This is a genomic window from Pseudoalteromonas sp. G5_S1_14_S5 (assembly GCF_054968605.1).
Genome location: NZ_JBQKUM010000215.1, coordinates 1 through 575, shown reverse-complemented (window position 1 = coordinate 575; position 575 = coordinate 1). Strand labels below are relative to the sequence as shown.

Annotated in this window: 1 protein-coding gene; it reads left to right on the top strand. The window is 39.7% G+C overall.

Annotation, left to right across the window (positions count from 1 at the left end):
- The first annotated feature begins 103 nt into the window (after positions 1-103).
- Positions 104-454, top strand: coding sequence for a hypothetical protein (locus ACTRWI_RS22605; protein ID WP_499133931.1), 351 nt, complete (start codon positions 104-106; stop codon positions 452-454).
- The last annotated feature ends 121 nt before the right edge of the window (positions 455-575 follow it).

Here is a 575-nt window from a genome sequence, read left to right as displayed (position 1 = left end):
CTAGCTACACAATGCAGACCTTGTGTATCTACAACCGACAAGGCGAAAACTGTGAAGGTGAGCGGGTGAACATTTATGTGGAAGCCGTGTGAGGGAAAACCTCATGCACAGAATTGAAGAAGAGTCGCTGGATAAGGGGGTTGTGCCGAAGCCAGTGACCTACTCTACATGTATCATTCAGTTTTATTTAATCACAACCTGTACTTTTGTGGCTATAATTGTTATTGGACTGTTGATACATATGTCAATAAAGGATTGTAAAACTATGAGTGATGACTTAGTAGAAGGTTCGTCCTTTGATAAAGTAATAATCTTATTAGAAAGATTACCGCTAGAACAGGTAATAGCCTTAAAATCCCATGTAGATCTACTCGTAAGTGATCGCACGCTCCACCCTAATGCTCTTTCTGAGGAGGAATCATTGTTTATTAATAATTTATATAAAAGAAAATAGATGGTATCCCCCTCTGGCAGGATTGTTGTCACTGTCAAGCGGTGGTTGATGATAAGAGTAATGAAATTATCGCTATTCCTAAATTGTTGGCCTTACTTGATATTGAGAGCCGGCGACGGTA